The sequence below is a fragment of the Ruminococcus sp. YE282 genome (genome assembly GCA_900101355.1).
Lineage (GTDB): Bacteria > Bacillota > Clostridia > Oscillospirales > Acutalibacteraceae > Ruminococcoides > Ruminococcoides bromii_A.
In genome coordinates, this window is record FMUV01000021.1 from 1 (window position 1) to 18,628 (window position 18,628).

An 18,628-nucleotide genomic window follows, 5' to 3' on the forward strand; every position below is an offset into this window, starting at 1 on the left:
TCATTTTAAAGGTTTTTTTACAAATATGCTCTACTTTTTTACTTTTATTTTTGTAGGCTCTTTTTGTTCTTACCCCAACTTTTATTATAGAGCCAAATATTATTTCTTTAGATAAGCAACATTCAGACCTACCGTTTCCTATATTATCTATTAATTTTAATTGCCTTAAAAACCTTTTGAATAGCAATTTACGCTTTGTTTGCCTGTCTATGCTATCAATTGAATAACTTGAATGAGTTTAATGCAGGTGATATAATTTATTCAAATATTTTTAAATTGATAATTGAGGTACAATATGACACTCCAACAATTAACATACATAGTGACTGTTGCCGAATGTAAAAATATCACCGAGGCGGCTGAAAAGCTTTTTATATCCCAACCAAGCCTGAGTGCGGCGATTCATAATCTTGAAAAAGAGATGGGTGTGGTGGTTTTTAACCATTCCAACAAAGGCGTTACCGTCACCAGAGAGGGCGAGGAACTTTTGTCATTTGCACGCAATCTTCTTGAACAGGCGGACATTATGAAATACCATTTTTGTCCGAATGCTAAAAGAAATCCAAAGTTTTCCGTCTCGTGTCAGCACTATTCTTTTGCCGTTAATGCGTTTGTTGATGTTGTTCATGAGTATGATGCGGAAGAATACAACTTTATTTTGCGTGAAACACAAACGGGTGAAATAATATATGATGTTGCCAACGGAAACAGCGAACTGGGAATACTTTATCTTTCTGATCACAATGAAGACGTATTGCGAAAGCTTCTAAGGAAAAATGACTTGGTGTTTGACGAAATATTTGAGGCTTTGCCACACGTTTTCATCAGCAAAAAACATCCCCTGTCAAGCAATCAGATTATAAGCCTCGACGAACTGAACCCATATCCTTATTTGGTATATGAGCAGGGCGAGAGAAATTCTTTTTATTTTAGCGAAGAATTTTTAAGCGTACTTGATATGCCTAAAAGTATTCAGGTTAGGGACAGGGCAACGCTCTTTAATCTTGCAATCGGGTTAAACGGTTTTACTGTAAGTTCAGGCGTGATTGACAAAGAGCTGAACGGTGAGGATATTATTGCAAAACCGCTTGTAATGGATTGCAAGATGCATATAGGTTTAATTAAAAAGAAAAACATAATGCTCAGTCGGTATGCAAATTCCTATATTGAGGCTCTTAAAAGGCACACAACCATAGCTTAAAACTATGGATAATTGTGGGCAACAAGTATTTTTCAAAAGATATTTTATGTGTTAAACTATCCTCAGAAAAATTCGGAGGAGATAAATTATGAGCACATTAAAGACACCTTTTAAATATGATTTTGTAGGAAGCTTTTTAAGACCGCAGAGATTAAAGGACGCAAAAGCAAAGTATAAAAATAATGAGATTACAAAAGACGAGTACGATAAAATCGTGAATGAAGAAATCACAAAACTTTTAGCAAAGCAGAAAGAATTGGGATTTCACGATATAACCGACGGTGAGTTCAGAAGAACATTTTGGCACCTTGACTTTATGTGGAAATTTGAGGGCGTAGCGCACGAGGACACAGGAAACGGTGTTAAATTTGACGCTGAGCTTGCAAAGCTTGACGATACATATTTGATTGGCAAAATCAAGCCAAAAGCTCATCCTTTAGGCTATTTCCGATAAGGATGTTTTGCCTTGTGTGTTTTGGCTGTGCAGGACGGGTCGTATCTGGTTGCCCGTCCTGCTTTTTCTGCTGTTAAGCTACTTCTTCGTTTTTTTGTTCGGCAAGGTTACCGATGTAGCGGAAGTAGATGTCAATCTGTTGTGGAGCGGTCTTGCTGTGTTTGACCGCGCGTTCATGAACAACTATCTTGCTGATGAAGGTACGCAATATCTCAGGTGTCAATTCTGTTATGCAGACATACTTCTTCGCTAAATCCATGAAATGCTGAACATTCGTACACTCGCTGTTGAGGGCGGCGATCTCCTTGTTGAGTTCAGGCAGTTTGCTTTCCAACTCCTTCTGCTCGTCGTTGTAATCTGCCGACAGCATTCTGTACTGCTCGTCGCTGATACGTCCGAGGACGTTGTCCTCATACAGACGCTTGAACAGCGATTTCAGCTCCTTGATTCGCTTTTCTGCCTTTGCCAGCTCAGAGGTTTTGGCGTTGAGTTCCCTGCGGGCTTGTGAAGAGCTCTTTCTGCTGATATAATCAACAAATTCTTTTGTGTTGTTGCGGGCGTAATATAACGCCTTATTGATTTCTTCCAGCACGATCACGTCCAGAACACTCTCGCGAATTTTGTGAGGTGTGCATATTTCTTCACCTAAGTGTTTGCGATAGCGGCTGCAAATAAAACCAAAATTTTCAGGTTTCCATGCGCGTTTTCTTACAAAATAATGCTTGCAGCCACAATCGGCACAGTAAACTAATCCGCTAAACTTGCTCACCTCACCCATAGAGGTTTTGCGCCGTTTACCACCGCGTACCTCTCTGACAATATCCCACGTTTCCTTGCTGATAATCGGCTCATGTGTGTTTTCAAAGCGGTATTGCTCCTCTTTAGGACGTGCGACCACACGCTTATCCTTAAACGATACTACCGATGATTTCCACATTACCGTGTGTCCGAGATACACCTCGTTGTCAAGAATATTGCCAACGGTTTTCCCATTCCAGCCATAAGGGTCGTTGATGTCGGTTTTGCCAAGAAAGCCGTCATGTAGATAACGGTACATAGAAGGCTTGTAAATTTCCTTCTCTTTGAGAATAGCGGCAATTGCATTCGGACCGTTACCCTCGGCGCAGAGATTGTAAATCAACTTCACGACGGGGGCGGTTTCCTCATTCACCAGCAGACTGTACTTCTTTCCGCTCGCAGGGTCGGGACGATAGCCGTAAGGGATTCTATCGTTCAGCCGTTCTCCGCGCTCGGCTTTTGCCTTGAACACGGAGCGGATTTTCTTGCTTGTATCCCTCGCGTACCATTCGTTGAAGAGATTCTTGAACGGCGCAAGCTCATTGTTGTCGCTGAACAGTGAGTCATAGTTATCGTTGATAGCAATATACCTTACTCCGTATCTCGGAAATACGAACTCGGTAAAATTACCGACCTCAATATAATTCCTGCCAAGTCGGGATAAATCCTTGGTGATAACGATTCCAACCTTGCCCGCTTCAATCAGCTTGTACATCTCCTGAAAGCCGGGACGTTCAAAGCTAACGCCTGAGTAACCGTCATCAATGAACACGCGAACGTTTGGAAAGCAATTATCTTCAGCGTATTTTTCGAGGATTGCTCTTTGATGCACAATACTGTCGCTGTCCCCAACATTGAGGTCATCCTTTGAAAGACGGCAGTATAGTGCGGTTATTTTATCTTGGTTTTACATAATAATTTGCTCCTTCCTGTTGTCAAACCGATTGGGAGTCTGTGCGTTTTCGCAACAAAACAATACCCCCAATCGGATGAAATGTCCAGCTATTTTTTAGGACGCTTTCTCTAATTCAGTATCAATCAGGTGCTTCACGCCGTCTGTGATACTTTGCTTACCATCCATATCAAAAATGGAATTGACGATATAATTTTTCCTGTCAATGGAGTATTGGTGCTGTGTAACCAACTTTCCGTCCTTGATACTGAACGAGGTTCTGCGGTTAATTGCCGCCGCTACAGACGGCTGATAATCTTTTTCATTGCTGATTCTAATTTCATCAATCAATAATGATCCCTGTTCCTTTCTATAGTTTCATAGAGAAGCCTTCGTACTCATCTTCATCTTCGCCGTCATCATAATCGTCGTAGTCATAATCATCAGCACCGAAGATTTCCTCGAGGATTTCTTCTCTGGTTTTGTATTCTTCTTGTTCGTAATCCAGCTCTTGTTTGGGCGTTTCATTTACTGTGTTGGATATCATGCCGATACCTAAGCCGAGAACTGTACCGAGAGCGGAGCCATTTTCTTCCGCTTCAATACGTTTTCTACGCTCGTCGGGGTCTTCGGAATCGTTGTCAATGATTTTGGAAACGGCTCCGGCAAGGCTGTTGATTTCGCTACCGACGTTGGAGTATCTGTCTGCTATCCTTTGCGTTTCAGCTTTGGATTGGGCACGTTCTCTGATGTGTTGCTCGTAAAGCTCGCGCGAAGTTTCCCAGCCTGTCGGTTGCTTTTCTCCGTAAGGATACTCTCTTTGCAGGAACTCACGCTCGATATTTTCCTTGAGATATTTCTCGTCGTGGAGCTTAATGTCACGGCAGCTTTTGCCGTTGGGACAGTGAAAGGTGAGATATTTTCTCTTATCTGTCCACGTCATGTGGTAGCCGAGGATGGACATGTTACGGATCAAGTCGTCCTTGCTACCGCTATATGACATCGCTGTGTCGATATCTTTTGCCAGCTTTTCCTTCCAACTATTGCCCCTTAACCTTGCGCGATACTCTCTTGACGACATACTATTTTTGCAGCCTCGGTACGGTTGCAGCACAGAAAGTCCGTGAGCGATACAGATTTCGTCGCTGAGTTTTCTCAAATGTTTGAGCGTAGACGGCGATTGCCGCAGTTTCTTTCCCGACTCAAAGCCGACGGAATTGATGACGAAGTGGCTGTGAATATGCTCCCTGTCGCAATGAGTTGTGACCAGAACCTCATGACCTGACCAAGCCTTTTCAGCAAATTCAAGCGCGATTTCGTGCGCCTGTTCGGGGGTAATCTTCTCTTTCGGAGAGAAGGATTGTGCGTAGTGGTAGAAGAAGAATCCGTTGTCTTTGCCGTAAACCTTCTTGGTTGCCATGAATTCTTGGAAGGCATTTGCACCGTCGCAGTTGACTCCGCTGATTAATTGCCGTTTTGATTTGTTGTCAAAGGTTTTGTATTCTTGCATACAGTAGTTGATAACCGCGCGCATGGCAAAACGGTTTTGCCGGTGTTCGGGGATATACATGACCGTTGCCATCGTTAATCACCTCCCGGCAAGTTGAAAATCGCGTCGTAGATTTTGCGCTGACCTTCGATAACGGAATTGAAATTACCGAAGAAGAACCGCTTGGAATTCACCTTCCGCGCGATTTGGTTGATGTTGTTGCCGATGCGTTTCAGCTCCACAAGCACATCAGACAAATCCGTTACCTTGATTTCTGTGTTGCGTGAACACTCAATCAGATAGTCCGTCAAGGTCATCTGCGCCTGCTTTGCTTTGGTGATAACCTCTTTCTTTTCTGCCGGTGTTAACCGAATTGATAGTGTTTGATTTCGTTTTCTATTTGCCGTAATTGTTACCTCCGTGGTTGATATAAAAGTGGGTTCGGGCTTCTGCCCGGCATTTTGTGTTTGGCGGACAGCCGGACGCTCTGCTTGCCTCAGCCTCAGCTGAGTAAAAGCGGGAAATAAACTCATGCCGTACTCAACCCGCGTGAATGTGTATTTTGTTTCTTACAATAGGTGTACTGTATTTTTCTGTAACTTCTGCAACAGCACAGAAAAATCCAGCGTATAAGCCAAATTCGAAACTTCCGTTTCTGCTACAGAGCGCGGCGCAACTGCAACAGTGCCACAGTTGTACAACAGAAAAATATAAAGGCTTTTCTCGGCGTACAAGCCGTTTTTATGGCTCTGCCACAGTTGCCACAGAAAAAATCAGGTACTGTTCACTATCTGTTCAGCCTTGAATTTGTCGAGCGCCATATAGCGACTATTCTTTCTCGCGTAACGAACAGAGACTGTGTTACTGCCTTGAGATGTTTTTATCAGACCGTCCTCGGCGAGTGTTTTCAACAGCGCTTTACTTGTCAGGCTGAAAATTTCGCCTTGCTCATTACAGAGCACCTTCACATGGCGGTAAGCGATATCCTTATTGAGATAGAGATAATGCTCGTCCTCGAATCCGATAAAGTTTCTCGGATACGGGTCTTCGCCAATTGACAAATCCTTGTGCGTCACCGCGACCGCACCGGACTCAATCAGCGCGTATAGCTTTTTGACAAAAACAACCGAAGGCTTGTCGCTCTTGATATTTTCGCTCTGTCGCTGTGCCAAGCGGTAAAGGATTTGTTTTAATTCGTTGTCAAGGTTTTTCGCGGCAGATTCGGCGATAACCTTGTTGTCCTCTAAAAACCACAAGAGCATTTTCATACCGATTCTCAACTCCGCTGTCATCTCAGGGACTCTGCCGTGGCAGGAAATTCCTGTCTGAATAAAATCACTTCGATAAGCGGCAAAAGATTCTTTAAGCGTTTTCACAAACTCTTTTTCAATTTTGTCCTCTTGTAGAAATTTTTTTCTAATCCATTCAGTGTAACCAAACATTACTCTGCGAAAAACTCCCTGTTCCGCATGTTCCTGAAACAATGACAGTATATTTAAGTTGATGTCGCTGTCCTTCAGCTCCAACAGAAAATACCGTGCTGTTCCACTTTCACCGATATCAGGCGGAAACTCCGAGGTGACGATTGCGTTGCCGAGCGGCGGACGTGACTCCATTGCAGAAGAATCTTTACGCAATCTGCCGCGACCTGTTCTGTCGCCATAGGCACGGACAAGTGCTTGCATGGTTGAAGTCAGCTTTCGTTCGTCATCTCTGCCGCAAGGGTGAAAATCATCAATACAGGTTAGCACATCTTTCAGAGCAAATGCATTCTGGATAATGCTGTTCGACGTGTCACGAAATGACATTGGCAAATTACCGGCATTGAATATTCCGAAGAAGCAAAGGAACAATGCCGCCAGTGTACTCTTGCGCGTGCCTGTTCTGCCAATGATGTTCAAAACGAATTTTGGCATACATTGCGCTTGCCTGAGAAACTCAATCAGCGGAGCCAAAAAAGTGAACGCAAACAGAATATAGATAATCTCTTTCGGAGCGAGCAATGTTTTCGTCATTGAATATACCGTTTCTAAATCCGATTTTGAAAAAGTCTGCTCCCCGCAGTAGCTTTCGAGCTTTCCCTTTAAACTGACATTAAACTTGCTGTCACCGGGTAAAAGATAATGCCACGCATTTCCTATTTTCTTCCAGCCTGTCTGTTGGTAAATGAATTGTTGCTCTGCATTTTCGGAAGTTGACTGAATGCTGTAACGCACATGTTCCTTAACGTTTTTGCCAACCTCCAAAATACATTTGGCGCCCCATTTCTCAAACAGTCAATTGAAGGAAGGGAAGTCTTTTCCCGATACCTCTATCTCGGGAAGAGCCTCGCCGTTTGCATGTTGACCTGCCAACCGCAGAACCTTTGTTTCCGTCGCGCCGTCATCAATTGTCATCTCACTTTTGATGTACGGCGTGAAGTTGCTCAGCTTTCTGTCATAAGTGCTGTGCTTTTCGGTAACCTCCATGCAGAGGTTGCCATCTACCACCTTGTACGGAGATGGATACTGTACAAGGCTTTCTTGAGTTATTGCGTTTGTAATTGACATAGTTGTCACAGCCTTTCTTGTAAGATTTTTTTGTGAAACACAACGCTTCCACACTAAAAAGTGGGAGTAGTATTCATATTTGCAAACAATCATAAACATCAGCTCCTTTTAAGGTTTTGGGCATAGAAAAATCCCTATAACTTGCCATTTGTCAAGCTATAGGGATGATTGATTTTTTCTCTTCGTTTTTATTATACCGGATTTTACAAACTCGCGTCAATTGTCAGCGGTGACGGGAATTGAAACAATTTTTACAATTCTCCTGTCTGGATTGCACTGGAGATTTGCTTCAATTATATTGTGGAATTTTTCAATGCATGGTTATTCTTTTCGCGGACAAATTAAAACCGCCAACCGACAAATTATCCTTCTAATATATAAATGTCAAATATTTTAAAAAGTCCGCTTTTTGATTTGACAACCCGAAACCGTTTCCTGAAAATGTGTGACAAAACGAGCTCACCGCCCGATATTATTATCAGGCGGTGTTTTTTCTCCCACAAGCCGCGACAAATCGGCTGTGTTGGCTTTGTTCGGCTTGGTCGGGTACGAACACCCACCGATTCTTTCGCGCCACACGGGGCGAAACAAGGCGCGTTAGGTTTTCTCGCTGCTCATAGCTTCAACCATCAGCCTGACAGCCAAAGAGAAACCCCGGCAAAACGCATCGCATTCCCCGAGGTTCATAAGCTCATTGTGGTTGTCTTTGATTTTTTGAAGAATGGCATTTTGCTGCTCCGTCAGCGTATCCGATAATTCCTGCTCATGACGAACTACATCTTTTGCCGTGATATAGTATTCGCTGTCACGGGCAACTTCATATTCGTGCGGAGCGATATTGCCATAGTAGAGATTTTCGAGTGTGGTCATTGTTGTCACCGTCCTTCCAAGCACAACAACATACCACAGAAAGGATAAGAGTCCAGATATTTTTTCAAAACTTTTAACGATTAGTGATAGGTTTCTTCGTTTTCCATGGTATTATTAGTGAAAGGACCTTTCGAGTAAGCGGCGTCGTTTGAGATATACAGTGATAACACACTTGTAAAAAAGATTATCGAACCGTTCAAAATAGACGGAGGTATAATTAGAGCCTATACCGATAACGAGGAAGCGCTTCTTAACGGTGATAACATTCTGTTTATCAAGAGCATTGTACAGTACCCACATGGAGCAGTAGGTGATTATATCTGCGGTATTGAAATGCAGTATTATGTGCCAAACGACATGATGAATGCCGGCAAAGATATCCAAGCAAAAATATTTAATGAGGACGGCAATGAAATTGCCATGACAAACTCGCTTCAAAACGGTGATCGCAGCAGTAACGGAATGATGATGCTCAGAAGCTACGGTTTTCCCAACAACCGAAATGTAAAGGTCGTTCTTTATGACGCGAACACGGAAGAAAACAAACCGATACAGGAGTATAATGTAACGCTGAACGACCTTGAATTATCTCTCGATTTTGAGGATTAACGATACGTTAATTTCTTGAATATGATATATCTCTTCCAAACAGGCAGTAGGCAGCATCGCTTGCTGCCTGTTTTCAGAGGCACTGCCCGATACTAATGTGTGAAGCTCTTAACGGAAAAATGAGAATCAAACAGTGCATAAAGGAACACCCGCAATGATGTAGGTGTTCCTTTTTAATTGAAGTTTTTAACAAATTTAATTTTAAAATTCTATTGTACATTTGTTTACCTGAATCCGTGAAATTCAAATTGCTTGATAACAACAAAGTCCAGTGTTAATGCGGTAAAAAGTAATTTTGACCTATCATGCTGCTTTCACCCAAATGGTGCAAAAAAGTTATTACTGAAAACGCCGATAAAAGTAGATACTATGCGGCTTTTCCAGCTTTTTTCAAAACAAGTTTCACGGATTCAGGTTTTAGATAAGGTAGAATATACTTGCCATACAAAAACTTATATTTTATTCATTGCGGTATACCTTATTGTAAACAAATTGAAGCAGGATAAAAATAAGAGCTATAGCACTAGTCTTATATAGCTCTTATTTTTTATCAACTTATATATTCACTAAACTCTTAAAAATACTATTATGATATAGTACCGCTGTAGTAAAGAAAACTATTTAATCCTTTTGCAATAGCAATAAAATGATCTAATTGTTCATTGCTGAATCATTTAGTAGCTACAAAATATCTTTTTATATAATCGAATTTAACGAGTATGTGTAAAATATTCTATTGAAGTAAAGTATTTTTAGTTTCAAATTTTAAATCTGACATCTTTACATGGAACAGTCTGGATTCGAGTGTTTTAGCTGTTTGCGGGTCTTTATAGCCCATAGTTACCAACAGATTATTTTTGTTACGTGATACACCAATTATATAATATCTATCATTATTAGTTTTATATGTTGCTTTTAGCATTTTACCTTCATTGGCATCAAAAAGATACAAATAATTATTTTCGTTTCCATATTGATAGAATAGTTTTGGTTCTTGGTTGTTTTCAGTTTCGTATGAGAGCTCAAATGATTGGTCAATAAATCCCGGAGAGTCTATTTTTTTATTATTAACCACTCCCAAATAGCGAGTAATGCTAAAGTTTTCATAATACAGATAATCATTTATATAGTCAAAAAATGTAACCCCCTGTATTAATTCGTTACTATCTGTAAATATGGGTGATATGTCAATTGAATTTAATAAGTTCATATCATAATCATATGTATCAATATTTAATGAGGCATCTTCTTTCGTTTTATTCCGTAACATCAATAATGAAATTGTTTTTTTATCTTCGTTGACAGAAATATTTCTTACTGCTTCTCCAACAACATTTTGATCATCAAAATCAAAAAATTTGAGTTGTTTTATTTTTCCAGTAACAGTATTATATTCTTGCAAACAACTACCGTTTGTGACTACCTTGTTCAATAGTACACAATCACCTTTACGTTTCATAGTATCATAAGGGAAGCCACCTTTTTCTGAATTGATTTGAACTAAGCAGTCGCGAACTAAATCCACGTCAACAAATAATAGAGATCTGTTTTCTTCAGATGTATAATCACCAGTGCTGATATAGAAATACAAATGATTATTAACTAGTGCGGATTCATGTGTTTGAAATGACCAGTTTTCAATATTTCCTAATTTAACACTTTCTGAAGCATCAAAATAATAATGGTAATATTCCATGACTGTTGTTCTATTTGAGTCATTGCTTGCCCATTTAGAATACACAAAACCATCTTGTGTTTGAAAAATATATCCGAAATGTTCAATTCGATCCAAAAATTGATTATTTTCATAGATGGAAATAGTCTCATTTGAATTAATTATATTTTGGGAAATCGCCTGAGTTTTTTCAGAACGATTTTCGTTGGTGTGATCTGTGAATTTGCAAGCTGACATTAAAATGATTAGCATTAAAGAAAGCCCAAACAATAACAATTTTTTCATACATACTCACCTAATTACAGTGAGATTGTAATATGTTTATATTACAATCTCACTTCATCTTATATTACCATATTATTTCCTTGCAAACACTACTTGATACATTTGCTGTTTTTAAGTAAAAATACGGCCAATTGGTGTGTGTTCCACCGAGCGGATCTGCAAATTGAATTTGGGATTTATCACTGTAGATGGCATTAACAACTAAAAAGTGTCCGTTTGTTGCGTAATGCCAATTAGAACCACTTGTGTTTATGATTCCCATCAAGCAGGGTTTCTTGGGGCCAGTTATTGTTGCATATAGTTTATCACACATTGTGGATTGGCTTGGGTTAGAAATGCGTGCATAATAAAAGCTTTGCTTTTGATTTAAATAAGGTGCTATTTGCGTTGCAGTTGTACCACCACTGGTTGTGCCAAGATCACTTGCAATTGAAGCTTGTGATGCACTGCTTCTGTTTGCATATTGCAAAACACTTTTTACACATGCAGGAACACAATAATTGTTTTCCGTTTGTTGATACATTGTAAAGGTACCCGGAATAGATATTTTTGTAGCAGTTGAAGCTTTTGTATCCGTTTGACTAGATAACAATACAGCTTGGTTTTCTTTTTCTTGGATTCTTAACCAATCTTCTGGTGTCAGACTGGAAATATATTCTTTTTCTTCTTCGTCATCTGGAAATATGACTCCTGTTATTGACTCCATCTTTTTTGTGTCAGTTGATTCAGCATTTGCACTTACGTTAAATGATAACAATACTGAAAAAACAAGAATCAACGAACTTATTGTTATTAACTTTTTCATAATAAATCCTCCTAGTACTTTTTCTTTTAGTATAAGCCGCTATTTACAACAGAACCTTTTATATATACGCTATAAGTATTTGTTCCACCGTGTAAAAAACCAACTATTTTGGATGTTCTGCCAGCGTCTATGACACCGCATTTCATACCGCCTCCACTATCACCGTTTTGCATAGCCTTGTTAGTCTTTATTAAGTTACTCCAAGTATATCCGTTGCCTGTATAGGAAAAATTATTTGATGTAACTTTTCCAGAAACAGTGCCTGAATATGAACCTCTCTGAGAAACGGTAGTACCAACTATTGGTACATCTGTGGAAAGTTGTTCATATAATGTGGTGTTACTGACATAATTATCTTCACTATCAAATAGAACAAATGAAGCATCACAAGTTCCATTATAAACTCGTTTTGTAATTGTTCCTATTTTTGTGTTGCCAGAATAAATTGTATCATTATTGCTAAAGCCGTGACCACAAGTTATAAATCCTCTTTGACCAGTACTTGGGCGGTAATAACCTACACCAACGGATGCGTAAGTTATTGTTGTACTCGTTTTTTTGTTAATTTGAGAATTGCCATTTACACTTACGAGAAGCTCAATTTTTTCATCTGGCTCCTCATGAAAAGAAATAATATTTGGCTCAACTGATTGTATGTTCCTTTCTTTCAAAATGTGAATAATGAATTCATATAAATTTTTTTCATTAGAAATATCATTTATTCCTATATCGATAATGTTGTTTCTTACGTCAACAGATATATTTCTTATCGCTGGATTGCTATAAGCTTTGTCTGTGAGTATTGACATTACATTTGTTAATGTGCTATAGCTATATTTTGCCGATTTAATAACAAGAGCTTGTTTTCTATTGCTATTGTCACTTAACACTCCAGATTTGTTCCAAGCTAACTTCTCGGCATTTTTTAGAGATGGGGAGTTTTCAACGAACATCAAAGTAAGATTATTATTGTCATCAATATACATACCAGCATAATCTAATATTTCTTGTTTTGAAAAACCACCCCAAGCATTGAAAACTTCTTCTTCGTTGCAAAAGTCATCAGAATAATACAAATCGGACTCTGTGTTTTTTACCGATGCCATTACCCCAAAGGACGCGGACAGAATAAGGGTTAGTGATATAAGAATACCTAATAATTTTTTCATTGCCAAGTACCTCCTTTTTATTTTCATCTTACTAACTGTCTACAGACTGAATTCTCAACTTCTTCACAAAACAAATTCGTAAAAATGTTGATTAGCAATTTAATCAATAAACTCTTCTAAAAAGCTAATCATATCACTAATAGAGACGGATTCATCAAATATTAGCTCATACAAATTGCTTCCCTTCTTAAATATAGAACGATAGTTTTTATTCGCGAAGGAATAATATATCTTAGTATTATTTATTTGAATTACCTTTACATTACCATTAGGATATTCATTTTGGCTTTCCTTCAAAAATGTTTTAATACTTTGCTCAGTATTAATTTCACACCACAAGTTGGCATTTATTTGATTTTCAATACCGATAAGCTTAGATATTTCGGCTGTTAGAATGTAGTGATTATCATCTACTGAATCAGATAAATCTTGTTTCTGTATTTTATATACAGTAAAACCTTTGGTCTCAAGATTGATTATGGGATCGTTTCCGCCATAAAGAGTTTCTGTTCTTTCAAGAGTTTGTGTGACATTATCTGTTTGTTGTTGTATGTTCAGCCAATTTACAAAATTTATTGAGATTACTAGTATAGCTATTAATGCAAAACTAGCAACTATAGCACCCCATCTGACAAAAAAGGACGAAAATACACTTTTTTTCATTTCTGTATTAGGTGTATAGCAAGAAATGTATTCGTTATCTATTTCACTAAGTGCTTGTAATACAATATGCGGATTCATACAATAAACCCTTCTTTCAATAATAACTCTTTTAATTCAACTCTACATCGAAAGAGTACCACTTTAACTTTACTTGTGCTCAGTCCAAGATTTTTTGATATTTCGCTAATGGATTCAAAATACCAGTATCGACCAATAAATATAGATCTTTTTTCTGTTGAAAGGTTGTTGAGAAAGTTATTTAGTGTATCTCTCAAATGAATAGAATCTATTAGGATATCATTTGTATTTACAGTATCCGGTAAAGTATCTTTAATTTCATCTAGAACAACTTCATATTCACCGTGTCCACGTTTAGCACTGTGCTTCATTTTATATTTGTTTAGAGATAGGTTGCGAATAATCTTTAGTATGAAATTTTTTAAACATATCGGATATTCAGGAGGAATAGAGTTCCATAGTTTGAGCAAAGTATCAGACACCGATTCTTCCGCGTCCTGTTCGTTATGTAAAATATTTAAGGAAACCTTATAACAAAGCTTTCCGTACTTTTGTTCTGTTTCAGAAATAGCTTTTTCATCTCTCTCGTGAAATAAATCTATAATACTCTTATCATCAAGCAAAAGACCACCTCCAATTCATTTGGATTCACGATAGTATGCTTATTAATGATATAAAGATAACATAGATCTCCTCTATTAATTTAGACAATTTTTATCATATGTTGGTTACAAGTATTATAAAACTTTTATTTAAATTTGGCAAATATTATCTGATTTGGTTTTAATAAAGAACTACGTAATAGATAAAAGATTAATTCCAATTTTTTTGACAAATCCAATTGATGTAAAAAAGATCTAAAAATAGATGTAAATGTGTTTTATAGAACCGTCTAAAAAACAAACCATTAAATAATGAAAATATGACAATTAATGCTTCTGCCGATTGTGGTGTTAAATATCATACAACACAAATATAGCAAGACAATAAATTCGATTTTCATTTTTCCGTTAAGAACCTCATGCTTTACACACAGAGTTTACTTTTTGGCTCCCAATCGGCTAATTCACTTGTGATTTCAAATCATCCTTATGAGAATTAGCCTTTTGTGGAGTATTTAAAGTTCTTAAAGCAGTTTGAAGACGAAAATACAGTTGCCAAATACACAATACCTGCAACGGCACAGACATTCCAGCAGTTTATTGTTCCTGACAATATTGAGAGCACAAGAAAGTTTTATTCCAACAACGAGGAGCTTATTAATGACATTGCGGCAGCTTATCGCGATGTAATCCAGCAGTTCTATGATGCAGGTTGTCGCAATCTTCAGCTTGACGATTGTACATGGGGTGTAGTTGTAGGTGATGCGGCAAAGCAAAGATATGAAGCACTCGGAGTTGATATTGAAACCGTAAAATCCGAACTGCTCAAGGTTAATAACCTTGCACTTGAAAACAAGAAGGACGATATGGTAATTACATCGCATATTTGCCGCGGTAACTACCAATCAACATTCTTCACAAGCGGACCTTATGATTCTGTTGCTGACTATGTTTTTGCGAAAGAAAATGTTAATGCACTTCTTCTTGAGTATGATGACGAACGTTCAGGCGGATCTGAACCTCTTGCAAAGGTTTCAAATGATAAAACAGTGGTTTTGGGATTAATAACCACAAAATCTCCAAAACTTGAAAATAAGGAAGAAGTAATCGCAAGAATACATGAGGCTGCAAAGTATGTTCCGCTTGACAGACTGGCCCTCAGCCCACAGTGCGGATTTGCATCTTGTGAAATCGGTAACAAACTTACCGAAGATGAACAATGGGCAAAACTTAAACTTGTAAAGGAAATTGCAGAAGAAGTTTGGGGATAATTCTATAAATTATAATAAAACCACGTTGCCGATATTTGTTTCGACAACGTGGCTTTTTATGCTTCTCAGGTATCTTTGCACAAAGTGCATAGCAAATAATCACCCTGTATGCGGTTTTGTGACAGGATTTATGCCAAAATCTGTAAACGTAGGTTTATGTTATTCTTCCATTTGTTTTCCAAGGAAAGCGGCTGCCGATTGCGCAAGCTTGACTTCTGTGTTGGTAGGAACTTTAATGCTTTCTCCTGTCAGCATAACAACAGCGCCCATAACGTCGCCGGATGAAATTATCGGATAAATGACGGCCGCATTGTTTTCGATACCCTCAATCGGCTGAACATCGTTAAGGGTTTGCTCAGTAGCGGCATAGCTTTTACGATTTTCCATATAGTTTTCAAGTATTGTGCTGACCCTGCGTTCAAGAAACTCACGCTTTGAAACGCCTGCTGCGGCAATAACATGGTCATTGTCACAGATTAATGTCGGCATTGAGCTTATTCTTGCAATAACGTCGGCATATTGACCTGCAAACGCCGACAATTCACCGACCGGTGAATATTTCTTAAAGATAACTTCTCCGTCGGTCGCCGTGTAAATTTCCAGAGGGTCTCCCTCTCTGATTCGCAGTGTGCGACGAATTTCTTTTGGAATAACCACCCTGCCCAGGTCGTCGATTCTCCTTACTATTCCTGTTGCTTTCATATCTAAAAAACTCCCTTGTTCCAATTTAATTAGCAAATTATTGCCTTAATATTGTTTGAATTAGAAATTTTTTTATTCCGTCAACTAACGTGAATTTTCAGGTTTTGACATAGTATTTTTTGGAAATTTTAAAATAATTTAATCCATTGTACAAATTCGGAATAATGTATGTTCAAATGAAGAAGAATATATTGACAATGTTTTTATTATGTGTTATATTATCAATGGTATAAAACCTATCATTAAGATAGGAATTAGGAGGAGAGCCTGTTATGACGTACTTAAACAGTCTTGTAACAGAAAACTGCAATCTCAGCATGTGCACAATGTGTATGTGCCGTATTTGTACGCTCTCTGATAACTATACCTGAGCAAATTGGGTCTTGTGATACCGGAGAGCAATGCTCTTCGGTTTTTTGTTTATATGGAATTACAGCCTATTAATTGAGAGGTAATTATGAGTTTTGACCTTAACAACCATAAAATTAAAGACAAAATATTTTCTGCCTGTTTCGGACTTGAAAAAGAATGTTTGAGGGTTGATGAGAACGGATTTCTTGCACATACTGACCACGGATTTGATGATGAACATTTGCAAAGGGATTTTTGTGAAAATCAGGTTGAGTTTGTAACAGATGCGTTTGATAATATAAAAGACGTTTGTGCCCAGCTTACACAGCTTCATAAAACAGTGCAAAAGAACCTTGCCGTAAGAAAATCAGGCAGAGAGTTCTTATGGAGCTTTTCAAATCCTCCGTATGTAAAAGGAGAAAATGATGTTCCCATTGCAAATTTTGTGGGTACTTGGGCTAATAAATCGGTTTACCGAAAATATCTTGCCGAGAAATACGGCAGACTTAAGATGTTGTATTCAGGAATACACTTTAATTTTTCATTTAATAATGAGTTGATAGAAAGCGCATTTGAATCAAGCGGAAAATCCGATTTTTGTTCTTTTAAAAATGATATATATCTTGAGCTTGCACAAAAATCGGTTCAATATGCGTGGCTGATAGTCTATCTTACTGCCGCAAGCCCGGTTATTGATTGCTCTTTTATAAATGCAGATAAAATCGGAGAGACCGTTGTAACATATTATTCGTCTGCTCGATGTAGTGAGGCAGGATATTGGAACACCTTTGTTCCCACACTTAAATACGGAAGCACAGAGGAATACGTGCAAAGTATTCAAAAATATATTGACGAGGGCAGGCTAAAATCCGTTTCTGAGATTTACTATCCCATAAGATTAAAGCCGCAGGGGGAAAACACCCTTGAAAATCTTCATATCAGGGGTGTGAACCATATCGAATTTAGAATGTTTGATGTGAATCCGCTTTCTCCGATAGGAATACTTGAAGATGACATAAAATTTGTTCATTGTTTGATAGTATATCTTATGTCACAGCCTAAAATTACACTGAGTGACGATGAGCAGATAACTGCAATAAATAACGAAAAAATGGCTGCAAGGCTTGACGATGAACAGACAATTGAATTTTTAGGCGACAAAAGGTCAATCAAAAGCACAGCTCTTGATGAGCTTTGTAAAATTCGCAAATTTTATGAGAATTTTGGCGATGATGAAATATTAAAAATTATTGATAAACAAATTGATAAGATTAAATATCCCGACAAGCGATATGCTAATATAGTAAAGAAAGAGTATGGCAAAAACTATGTTAAAAACGGTTTAAAGCTTGCGGAAAAATATCAGAATGAATTAATTGATACCTGAAAATAGTAAGAATTTCTATGTGTTTTCGGGTATCTGCAAGGTGCGAGGTGTAAACTATGTGCGAATTATATGGGTTTAGTGCCCACAACAATCAGATTATCAACGAAAACCTAAGAACCTTTTACAGTCACAGCAATATGCATCCACACGGATGGGGACTTGCTTATTTGTTTGATGATGAAATATGCATAGAAAAAGAAGCAATTCAGGCAACCAAGAGTCATTATTTATCTGACCTTCTTTCTTTGCCAATTAAGACAAGCGTTGCGCTTGCCCATATACGTTTTGCCACGGTTGGTAATATTTACAGAAAGAACTGCCACCCATACTCAAAGCGTGACAATTATCAGAGACGGTGGACGTTTATTCACAATGGCACAATTTTTGATTATAAGCCGCTAAACAAGTATATTGAGATTCAGCACGGAGAGACTGACAGCGAGCGTATCCTGCTGTATTTAATAGATAAAATAAACGATGCCCAGACAAAGTTGAAACGACATCTTACATTTGAGGAAAGGTTCAGTCTCATTGATACAATAATTGTTGATATGTCTAAGGGCAACAAGCTTAATCTTATATTTTTTGACGGCGAGTATATGTATGTGCACACGAACTGCAAAAATTCATTGCATTTTTATCAAAACAGCAGCTCAATTACCTTCTCAACGCAACCCCTTAATCGTCATAATTGGGAGAATGTAAAGTTTACAACCCTGCTTGTGGTTAAAGACGGCGAATTTGTGGCAGAGGGTACAAACCACGGCAACGAATACATAGAGGACGAAGACGCTTACAAGAGCCTATTCCTTAATTTCTCTAATTTATAGCATAGGTG

Annotated in this window: 19 protein-coding genes and 1 pseudogene; 6 read left to right on the forward strand and 14 right to left on the reverse strand. The window is 38.3% G+C overall.

Annotated features, from left to right (window positions below):
* Positions 1–295: 295 nt before the first annotated feature.
* Together BLP46_RS07785 and BLP46_RS07790 are read left to right on the forward strand one after the other, a co-directional pair.
* Positions 296–1,201 carry a LysR family transcriptional regulator gene (locus BLP46_RS07785; protein WP_092977901.1) on the forward strand — a complete coding sequence of 302 codons (906 nt, stop codon included), beginning with the start codon at positions 296–298 and terminating at the stop codon, positions 1,199–1,201.
* An 88-nt stretch (positions 1,202–1,289) separates the two neighbouring features.
* Entirely contained in the window at positions 1,290–1,655 is a 366-nt protein-coding gene (locus BLP46_RS07790; RefSeq protein WP_143000471.1) for a uroporphyrinogen decarboxylase/cobalamine-independent methonine synthase family protein, read from the forward strand.
* 73 nt (positions 1,656–1,728) lie between these two features.
* Here the strand turns inward: BLP46_RS07790 and BLP46_RS07795 are convergent, their stop codons facing one another.
* From BLP46_RS07795 to BLP46_RS07825, 8 genes and pseudogenes are all read right to left on the reverse strand, one after another.
* Positions 1,729–3,348, reverse strand: a complete 1,620-nt coding sequence (locus tag BLP46_RS07795; protein WP_318259534.1) for a recombinase family protein — start codon at positions 3,346–3,348, stop codon at positions 1,729–1,731.
* A 114-nt stretch (positions 3,349–3,462) separates the two neighbouring features.
* The gene (locus BLP46_RS07800) at positions 3,463–3,696 is read right to left on the reverse strand and encodes a hypothetical protein (protein ID WP_092977905.1); all 234 of its coding nucleotides are present in this window, start codon (positions 3,694–3,696) and stop codon (positions 3,463–3,465) included.
* A gap of 19 nt (positions 3,697–3,715) precedes the next feature.
* Positions 3,716–4,504, reverse strand: coding sequence for a relaxase family protein (locus tag BLP46_RS07805; protein ID WP_502685990.1), 789 nt, complete (start codon positions 4,502–4,504; stop codon positions 3,716–3,718).
* Between the two features lie 18 nt (positions 4,505–4,522).
* Positions 4,523–4,927: pseudogene (locus BLP46_RS13555) on the reverse strand (relaxase/mobilization nuclease domain-containing protein); the annotation flags it as partial.
* 2 nt (positions 4,928–4,929) lie between these two features.
* Entirely contained in the window at positions 4,930–5,367 is a 438-nt protein-coding gene (locus BLP46_RS07810; RefSeq protein ID WP_092977909.1) for a MobC family plasmid mobilization relaxosome protein, read from the reverse strand.
* 240 nt (positions 5,368–5,607) lie between these two features.
* Positions 5,608–7,080 carry a DUF927 domain-containing protein gene (locus tag BLP46_RS07815; RefSeq protein WP_092977911.1) on the reverse strand — a complete coding sequence of 491 codons (1,473 nt, stop codon included), beginning with the start codon at positions 7,078–7,080 and terminating at the stop codon, positions 5,608–5,610.
* Positions 7,081–7,110: 30 nt separating this feature from the next.
* A complete protein-coding gene (locus BLP46_RS07820) occupies positions 7,111–7,476 on the reverse strand; it encodes a hypothetical protein (RefSeq protein ID WP_092977913.1) in 366 nt (121 codons plus the stop codon).
* Positions 7,477–7,980: 504 nt separating this feature from the next.
* A complete protein-coding gene (locus BLP46_RS07825) occupies positions 7,981–8,253 on the reverse strand; it encodes a DUF6809 family protein (protein WP_092977915.1) in 273 nt (90 codons plus the stop codon).
* Between the two features lie 333 nt (positions 8,254–8,586).
* Here BLP46_RS07825 and BLP46_RS07830 point away from each other — a divergent pair, with 333 nt between their 5' ends.
* Positions 8,587–8,862 (forward strand): hypothetical protein, encoded by a 276-nt coding sequence (locus BLP46_RS07830; protein WP_092977917.1) that lies wholly within the window; start codon positions 8,587–8,589, stop codon positions 8,860–8,862.
* Between the two features lie 733 nt (positions 8,863–9,595).
* Here BLP46_RS07830 and BLP46_RS07835 read toward each other — a convergent pair.
* The 5 genes from BLP46_RS07835 to BLP46_RS07855 all read right to left on the reverse strand — a co-directional run bounded on the left by BLP46_RS07835 (position 9,596) and on the right by BLP46_RS07855 (position 14,100).
* On the reverse strand, positions 9,596–10,822 hold the full coding sequence (locus BLP46_RS07835) for a hypothetical protein (RefSeq protein WP_092977919.1): 1,227 nt from the start codon (positions 10,820–10,822) through the stop codon (positions 9,596–9,598).
* Positions 10,823–10,886: 64 nt separating this feature from the next.
* On the reverse strand, positions 10,887–11,627 hold the full coding sequence (locus BLP46_RS07840) for a C39 family peptidase (protein WP_092977921.1): 741 nt from the start codon (positions 11,625–11,627) through the stop codon (positions 10,887–10,889).
* A 26-nt stretch (positions 11,628–11,653) separates the two neighbouring features.
* Entirely contained in the window at positions 11,654–12,796 is a 1,143-nt protein-coding gene (locus tag BLP46_RS07845) for a chymotrypsin family serine protease (protein WP_092977923.1), read from the reverse strand.
* Positions 12,797–12,895: 99 nt separating this feature from the next.
* Positions 12,896–13,537 carry a hypothetical protein gene (locus BLP46_RS07850; protein ID WP_092977925.1) on the reverse strand — a complete coding sequence of 214 codons (642 nt, stop codon included), beginning with the start codon at positions 13,535–13,537 and terminating at the stop codon, positions 12,896–12,898.
* Complete coding sequence (locus tag BLP46_RS07855) at positions 13,534–14,100, reverse strand: RNA polymerase sigma factor (protein ID WP_092977927.1); 567 nt, start codon at positions 14,098–14,100, stop codon at positions 13,534–13,536. The genes BLP46_RS07850 and BLP46_RS07855 overlap by 4 nt, the downstream gene beginning before the upstream one ends.
* 485 nt (positions 14,101–14,585) lie before the next feature.
* On the opposite strand from BLP46_RS07855, the gene BLP46_RS07860 reads away from it, so the two are divergent.
* On the forward strand, positions 14,586–15,350 hold the full coding sequence (locus BLP46_RS07860) for a uroporphyrinogen decarboxylase/cobalamine-independent methonine synthase family protein (protein ID WP_353961307.1): 765 nt from the start codon (positions 14,586–14,588) through the stop codon (positions 15,348–15,350).
* 159 nt (positions 15,351–15,509) lie between these two features.
* Here the strand turns inward: BLP46_RS07860 and BLP46_RS07865 are convergent, their stop codons facing one another.
* Positions 15,510–16,052, reverse strand: coding sequence for a stage V sporulation T C-terminal domain-containing protein (locus BLP46_RS07865; protein WP_092977929.1), 543 nt, complete (start codon positions 16,050–16,052; stop codon positions 15,510–15,512).
* A 457-nt stretch (positions 16,053–16,509) separates the two neighbouring features.
* Between BLP46_RS07865 and BLP46_RS07870 the strand changes: the two genes are divergently transcribed.
* Both BLP46_RS07870 and BLP46_RS07875 read left to right on the forward strand, forming a co-directional pair.
* Positions 16,510–17,790, forward strand: coding sequence for a hypothetical protein (locus BLP46_RS07870; RefSeq protein WP_092977931.1), 1,281 nt, complete (start codon positions 16,510–16,512; stop codon positions 17,788–17,790).
* Between the two features lie 56 nt (positions 17,791–17,846).
* A complete protein-coding gene (locus BLP46_RS07875) occupies positions 17,847–18,620 on the forward strand; it encodes a class II glutamine amidotransferase (protein ID WP_092977933.1) in 774 nt (257 codons plus the stop codon).
* The last annotated feature ends 8 nt before the right edge of the window (positions 18,621–18,628 follow it).

Coding starts and splice junctions, on each gene's coding strand:
- BLP46_RS07820 (WP_092977913.1), bottom strand. CDS start 7,476: ATGATTGTTTGCAAATATGAATACTACTCCCACTTTTTAGTGTGGAAG.
- BLP46_RS07835 (WP_092977919.1), bottom strand. CDS start 10,822: ATGAAAAAATTGTTATTGTTTGGGCTTTCTTTAATGCTAATCATTTTA.
- BLP46_RS07785 (WP_092977901.1), top strand. CDS start 296: ATGACACTCCAACAATTAACATACATAGTGACTGTTGCCGAATGTAAA.
- BLP46_RS07840 (WP_092977921.1), bottom strand. CDS start 11,627: ATGAAAAAGTTAATAACAATAAGTTCGTTGATTCTTGTTTTTTCAGTA.
- BLP46_RS07830 (WP_092977917.1), top strand. CDS start 8,587: ATGCAGTATTATGTGCCAAACGACATGATGAATGCCGGCAAAGATATC.
- BLP46_RS07875 (WP_092977933.1), top strand. CDS start 17,847: ATGTGCGAATTATATGGGTTTAGTGCCCACAACAATCAGATTATCAAC.
- BLP46_RS07790 (WP_143000471.1), top strand. CDS start 1,290: ATGAGCACATTAAAGACACCTTTTAAATATGATTTTGTAGGAAGCTTT.
- BLP46_RS07850 (WP_092977925.1), bottom strand. CDS start 13,537: ATGAATCCGCATATTGTATTACAAGCACTTAGTGAAATAGATAACGAA.
- BLP46_RS07825 (WP_092977915.1), bottom strand. CDS start 8,253: ATGACCACACTCGAAAATCTCTACTATGGCAATATCGCTCCGCACGAA.
- BLP46_RS07845 (WP_092977923.1), bottom strand. CDS start 12,796: ATGAAAAAATTATTAGGTATTCTTATATCACTAACCCTTATTCTGTCC.
- BLP46_RS07870 (WP_092977931.1), top strand. CDS start 16,510: ATGAGTTTTGACCTTAACAACCATAAAATTAAAGACAAAATATTTTCT.
- BLP46_RS07865 (WP_092977929.1), bottom strand. CDS start 16,052: ATGAAAGCAACAGGAATAGTAAGGAGAATCGACGACCTGGGCAGGGTG.
- BLP46_RS07810 (WP_092977909.1), bottom strand. CDS start 5,367: ATGAGTTTATTTCCCGCTTTTACTCAGCTGAGGCTGAGGCAAGCAGAG.